At 76.4% G+C, this 6,222-nt stretch carries 5 protein-coding genes; all 5 read right to left on the bottom strand.

Features of this window, described 5'->3' with window-relative positions:
- On the bottom strand, positions 1-437 hold a 437-nt coding region (locus tag ACFV5N_RS23280), incomplete at its 3' end, for a DUF4430 domain-containing protein (RefSeq protein ID WP_385603133.1).
- Between the two features lie 70 nt (positions 438-507).
- Positions 508-1,986 carry a hypothetical protein gene (locus tag ACFV5N_RS23275; RefSeq protein ID WP_385603130.1) on the bottom strand — a complete coding sequence of 493 codons (1,479 nt, stop codon included), beginning with the start codon at positions 1,984-1,986 and terminating at the stop codon, positions 508-510.
- Positions 1,983-2,840: an ECF transporter S component gene (locus tag ACFV5N_RS23270; RefSeq protein ID WP_176129044.1), complete on the bottom strand. Its 858-nt coding sequence runs from the start codon at positions 2,838-2,840 to the stop codon at positions 1,983-1,985. The genes ACFV5N_RS23275 and ACFV5N_RS23270 overlap by 4 nt, the downstream gene beginning before the upstream one ends.
- The gene (locus ACFV5N_RS23265) at positions 2,837-4,483 is read right to left on the bottom strand and encodes an ABC transporter ATP-binding protein (protein ID WP_385603126.1); all 1,647 of its coding nucleotides are present in this window, start codon (positions 4,481-4,483) and stop codon (positions 2,837-2,839) included. Before ACFV5N_RS23265 ends, ACFV5N_RS23270 begins: the two co-directional genes overlap by 4 nt.
- Positions 4,480-5,604, bottom strand: coding sequence for a CbiQ family ECF transporter T component (locus ACFV5N_RS23260; RefSeq protein WP_385603123.1), 1,125 nt, complete (start codon positions 5,602-5,604; stop codon positions 4,480-4,482). Before ACFV5N_RS23260 ends, ACFV5N_RS23265 begins: the two co-directional genes overlap by 4 nt.
- Positions 5,605-6,222 lie beyond the last annotated feature (618 nt).

The raw sequence follows: 6,222 nt of genomic DNA, 5'->3' as shown, positions 1-6,222 counted from the left end.
ACCAGGAACTGGCAGCCGCCGACCGGTGTCGCCGTGCCGTTCACCGAGATCAGCCAGAACTCGTCGGCCGTCTGGGAGATCCCGTCGATCTGGGTGACCAGGTAGTCGTCGAAGGAGGTGTACCAGACACCGTCCCAGGTGAAGCCGTTCTGCTGCGCCGCGTCGTCCAGCGCGGCCGTCGGGGTGGCGCCCGGCTCCGGGTTGGCACCCCCGTTGGTGCCGTCGCACAGCCGCGCCCCGCCGGTCAGCGGCGAGACGGTGTGGCCGGTGGTGGTCACCTCGTCGGAGAACACCGTCCCGGCCGGTCCGGTAACGGTCAGCTGCACGGTCACCGGGTCGTTGGCCGCGGCGACGGAGCCGGCCGCCGGAGCCGGGGCCGCGCCGACCAGGGCGAGCACGGCGGCTGCGGTGACGGTGACGGTAGCGGTACGGATCATGCTTCTCCCTCGAACGGAACGGATGGAACCCTCGAAGACGCGCGCCGGTCAGCGACGGCGCGCGCACCGGTCAGACCGTGTCGCGCCGTCGCTGCCTGGCCAGGACGTACACCCCGGCCCCGGCCACCAGCAGCATTCCGGCGGCCACCGCCACCGGCACCGCGCCCGTACCGGTGCTGGCCAGCCCGCCGTCCGGGGTGAGCGACCCGGCCGACCCACCGGCGGAGACCGCCGCGTCGCCGCCGCCGGAGACCTCCGCGCCGCCGTCGGCGGCGCCGCCCGTCACGGCGTCACCCGAAGCAGCGCCCCCGGTACCGGCGTCGGCGCCGCCGTCCGCGCCGGAGTCGGCACCGGCGTCCGCACCACCGGAGACGGCGTCGCCCGCACCGCCGGCATCGGCACCGGAGGTGTCGCCGCCCGTGTCACCGCCGCCGGAGACCGTCGTCCCGGCCGCGCCGCTCACGGCACCGCCCGCGCCGCCCGCCGCACCGGCACCGCCGCTGCCGCCGTCCCCGCCACCGGGAGCGCACGCCACCGGCGCCACCCCGGACACGCCACCCGAGCCGTCGATGTCACCCAGCGGCACCCCGGCCAGCGCCGGGATCACCTGGGCCGTCGCCCGCAGCGCCATGCCGTCCGCGACCGGCTCCATGTAGCCGACCGCACCCCGGTCGCCCTCGGCCGCCGAGCAGCCGACCTGCATCCCGCGCAGCCAGGACGTGCCGCGCTCGGCCGCCTCCGCCCGGCCGCCACCGATCAGCGCCTGCACGGCCAGCGCGGTGGAGTTGGAGTTCGCGGCGCTCGCCGCGTTGTAGCCCCAGCCGCCACTCTCCTGCTGCTGGGCCTCCAGCCAGTCGAGACCCGGCTCGGCGTCCGCCGTCCGCCCGGCCGCCAGCAGCGCCTGCACCGCCATGCCGGTGCTGTCCGTGTCCGCCGTGCAGCGGTCCGGGTTGCGGCGCAGCGACAGCGGATACCCGCCGTCCGCGCAGCGCGTGGAGGCCAGGAACTCCACCGTGCTCTCCGGCGCGCCCTCCGCCGTACGCTCCAGCGCCAGCACACCGAGCGACTGGGTGAACTGGTTGGACATGTCCCCGGAGGGGCCGGCGTCCGAGAACCGGCCGGTGTCCTGCACCCGGTCCCTCAGCAGCCCGGCCAGATCGTGGCCGCCGAAGTCGGACAGGTCACGGTTCTCGATCGCCGCGACCAGCGCCAGCTTCGCGGTGCCGCCCGCGTTGACCGCGTCCGGGACGCCCCGGTTGATGTAGTCGCCCGCGTGCGCCGCCAGCCAGTCGGTGGCGCGCCCGGCGGTGTCCCCGGCGGTGCCGGCGGCGGCCAGACCCATCACGATGTCGGCTGTCAGCCCGTGGTCGGCCGAGGCGTGGGTGCCGTCGGTGAGCTTGCCGACCGCCCAGGTGGCGGCGGCCTCCGCCGGTGAGACCAGCTCCGCGGGCCCCTCGTCGGCCCGGGCGCTCGCCCCCGGCAGTGTCAGTGCGGTCGCTATCAGCGCGGCGGGCAGTACGGCCGCCGCGCGTCTGCGCAGGGTCATCATCGGGTCGTTGCTCCTTGGTCGGTCGAAGGTGCGGACGCGGCGGTCGCGAAGGTGACCGGTACGTCGAAGGCGGCGCGCCGTGCCGCGCGGCGCAGGGTCGCCAGGACGGCGGGGCCCAGGACGCACAGCGCGATCGCGTTGGTCACCGCCCGGCCGGTGTCCCAGCCGAAGGTGGAGGTGGCCAGGGTGTAGAGGAAGAAGGTGTGCAGATTCGCCAGCGGACCTGCCTCGGGGTCGAACGACAGCTGGGTGCCGTCGCCCAGCGCGAACGGCCAGAACCACAGATTCATCAGGAAGCCGAAGACGTACGCCGCCACCACCCCGTACCCGGCCAGCAGCGCGATCTCGGCCCGGCCGGACGGGCGGCGCGGCAGCAGCCCGGCGCCCAGCCCCACCCACCCGGCGGCCATCATCTGGAACGGCAGCCAGGGGCCGACCCCGGCCGTCAGCAGGGCGGACGCGAACAGGGAGATGGCGCCCAGCGCGTAGCCGAAGCCCGGCCCGAAGACCCGTCCGGCCAGGATCAGCAGGAAGAACACCGTCTCGATGCCGGCGGTTCCGGCCCCGAGCGGCCGCAGCGCCGCGTTGACGGCGGCGAGCACCCCCAGCAGGGCGAGGGTTTTCGGGTCGATGCCGCCCTCGGAGATCTCCGCCAGCACGACGGCGAGGATCACCGGCAGCAGCAGCACGAACATCAGCGGCGCCTGCCCGGAGTGCGCGATCGCCTGCGGCTGCGGGGGCGACAGCAGCGGCCAGCAGAACATGCCGAGCCCGATCACCGACGCCAGCACCAGCACGGCGGCGGCCCGCGGGCCCACCCGCAGCGCGGTCGCCCGCGCGGGGCCCCCGCTCACCGGGCGCCCTCCGGGCTCGCGGCCGTCGCCAGCGCCGCCGCCACCTGCTCGGGCGTCAGCCACGGGTCGGGGCCCAGGATCTTCGCCACCTGCGGCGCGAACGACGGCGAGGAGCAGATCACCTCGGCGGTCGGGCCGTCCGCGACGATCTCGCCCTCCGCCATCACCGTCACCCGGTCGGCGGTGGCCGCCACGAACTCCACGTCGTGGGTGGCGATCACCACCGCCCGGCCGTCGGCGGCCAGCTCCCGCACCACCTGCCCGAAGTGCCGTTTGGCGTGGTAGTCCAGACCGCGGGTCGGCTCGTCCAGCAGCACCACACCGGGCGCCGCCGTCAGCTGCACCGCCAGCACGAGCGCGAGCCGCTGCCCCTCGGAGAGGTCCCGCGGATGCCGCTCGCCCGGGATGCCGGGGGTGAGCAGATCCAGCAGCGCCCGGCAGGTGCCGGGCTCCGCACCGGACTCCGTGTCGGCCTGGACGCACTCGCCGTCCACCGTCTGGAGGTACAGCAGATCGGCCGCCGTCTGCGGTACCAGACCCACCAGCGCCCGCGCCTGACGGGCGGAGACCGCACCGGGGTCGGTGCCCTCGGCGCCGGAGCCCTCCGCCGTCACCGCGACCTCGCCGGAGCGGCGCGGGCCCGAGCCCTGGAGCGCCCACAGCAGCGAGGACTTGCCCGACCCGTTGCGGCCCATCAGGGCGACGATCTCCCCGCTCCGCAGCTCCAGGTCCACCTCGCGCACCGCTACCCGCTCCCCGTAGGAGACGGTGACCTTGCGGGCCCTCAGCGCCACCTCGCCGCCGCGCGCGGCGGGCCCGGGCGGCCGGTGCCCGGCCAGCCGCTCCCGCAGCCCGGCCGCCCGGCGGCGCGCGTCGCGCACCGACAGCGGCAGCGGATCCCAGCCGGCGATGCGGCCCAGATGGACGATCGGCGGCGCGATGTCGGCCTCGGCGATCAGCTCGGCGGGCGCCCCGGACCGTACGGTGCCGTCGCCCGGCAGATACAGCAGCCGGTCCGCGTACTGGAGCACCCGCTCCATGCGGTGCTCGGCGATCACCACCGTCGTCCCCAGGTCGTGCACCAGCCGCAGGATCGCCGCCAGGACGTCCTCGGCGGCGGTCGGGTCCAGCGCGGAGGTCGGCTCGTCCAGCACGAGGACGGAGGGGTGGGCGGTGAGCACCGCGCCGATCGCCACCCGCTGCTGCTGGCCGCCGGACAGGGTGCGCAGCGGCCGGTGCCGCAACTCGGCGATGCCCAGCAGGTCCAGCGTCTCCTCGACCCGCTTGCGCATGGTCTCGGGGCCGATCGCCAGCTGTTCCATGCCGTAGGCCAGCTCCTCCTCCACCGTGTCGGTGACGAAGCCCGCCAGCGGGTCCTGGCCCACCACGCCGACCAGCTGCGCGAACTCCTGCGGCGGCCGGTCCCGGGTGCTCTGCCCGGCGACCGTCACCGTGCCGCGCAGCTCACCGCCGGTGAACCGGGGCACCAGGCCGTTGACCGCGCCCAGCAGCGTCGACTTCCCCGATCCGGTACGGCCGGAGATCAGGCACAGCTCGCCCTCCTCCACGCGCAGCTCGACACCGGCCAGGGTGGGGCGTGCGGCGCCGTCGTAACGGAAGCTCACCGAGTCGAACGTGATCATGCGCGGGTCTCCTGAAGGGCCGGAGCGTCCTGCGGTACGGCGGGGGCCGGCGGCGGGGGCGGGGGAGTGAGGACGGCGGGCAGCAGGCCCACCAGGATGGCGGCGACGGGCAGCGCGGCCACCTCGGGCCAGCTGAGCGGGGAGAGCGAGGGGTAGAGGTTGGCGGGGTCCACCCGGGTGCTCAGGTACATCAGCGCGCCGGCCCCGAGACCGGAGGCCGCGGTCAGCAGTTCGGCGCCGCGCCACCGGTCGGGCCGGTAGCTGGTGCGCCGCACCCGGCGCCCGCCCAGCAGGAACCCGATGACGGCGACGGCGGCCCCGCCCAGCAGCAGCGGCAGGCCCAGCAGCCGGGACGCGGACGGGTCGAGCGTCCCGTACAGCCCGGCGCACACCCCCAGCAGGCCGCCGATCACCAGCAGCCCGGTGAGCAGCCGGGTTCTGGCCGGGGTGGCGCCGACCCGGCCGTAGCCCCGGGACGCCATGGCGGCGGCCAGCGCGAGCGAGCGGTTCAGCGCGTCCTCCAGCACCGGGATGAGGATGCCGCGCAGCGCCCCGCGCCCCTTGCCGGACGCGCCGCGCAGCCGGCGGGCCCGCCGGACGCGCTGCACGCTCTCGATGAGCTGCGGGGCGACGGTGAGGGCCACCACGACGGAGGTACCGATCTCGTAGAGCGCGCCCGGCAGGGACTTGAGCAGCCGTTTGGGGTTGGCGAGCGCGTTGGCCGCGCCGATGCAGATCACCATGGCGGCGAGCTGGAGGCCGTCGTACACCCCGCCCAGCAGCTGCTCGGCCGCCACCGGGCCCAGCAGCCGGATCCCGGCGGCGGCCTCCGGCAGCGGGATCTCCGGCAGGGTGAAGAGGATGGTGGAGCCCTGGCCGCCGCCGAAGACGATGCGGAACAGCACCCGCATCACCACGATGAACGCGCCGAACAGCAGGTACATCCGGAAGGACAGCGCCCAGGGCGCGTCGGTGCGGCGGCTGACCACCACATAGCCGGCGACGGCGATGATCAGCAGGAGCAGCACCGGGTTGGTGGTGCGGCTGGCGGCGACGGCGAGGCCGAGCGCCCACAGCCACCAGGCGCCGGGGTGCAGGGCGCGGGGGAGCGGGGTGATCACTGGTCGGTGGCCGTCCCGTCGGAGTCCGCCGGTGTGGCGGAGGCGGCTGCCGCGCGGCGCCGCCAGGCGGTGAGCCCGGCGCCCGCCGCCAGGGCGGCGGCCAGGCCGACGGCGGCCAGGGTGCCGGTGGAGGGGCCGCCGCCACCGCCGGTGGCGGCCGGGTCGAGGGAGTCGTCCTGGCCGCTCCAGCCGGGAGCCTCGGTGGGCGCCGGGCCCGGGGAGGCTTCCGGCTCGTCGTCGCGTTCCCGGTCCGCCGCGCCGTCCTCCTCCTCGGCCGCGTCCTCCTCCTGAGCGTCCTCGGCCTCGTCCCGGTCCGCCGCCCCGGGGTCCTCGCCGTCCTCCGCGCCGGGCGCGGGGCCCTCGCCGGGGGAGCCGGAGCCCTCGGGGCCCGGTCCGCCGGGCGAACCGGCCGCCGCACCGTCCTGGCCCCCGGCCGCCGCGCCACCCGCGGCGGCGGCGTCGACCCCGGAGCCGCCCGCACCACCGGCCGCGCCGCCCGGCGAGCCCGCACCACATCCTCCGGCCCGCAGCCCACCGACCGACGCACCGCCTCCGCATGCGCCACCCGCTGCGCCTCCCAGCCGGGCCCCCCTAGCTCCGGCACGTAAGCCTCACGGT

The organism is Streptomyces sp. NPDC059853 (assembly GCF_042731495.1).
In the GTDB taxonomy this organism is placed as follows: domain Bacteria; phylum Actinomycetota; class Actinomycetes; order Streptomycetales; family Streptomycetaceae; genus Streptomyces.
This window is presented reverse-complemented; position numbering and strand designations above follow the sequence as displayed.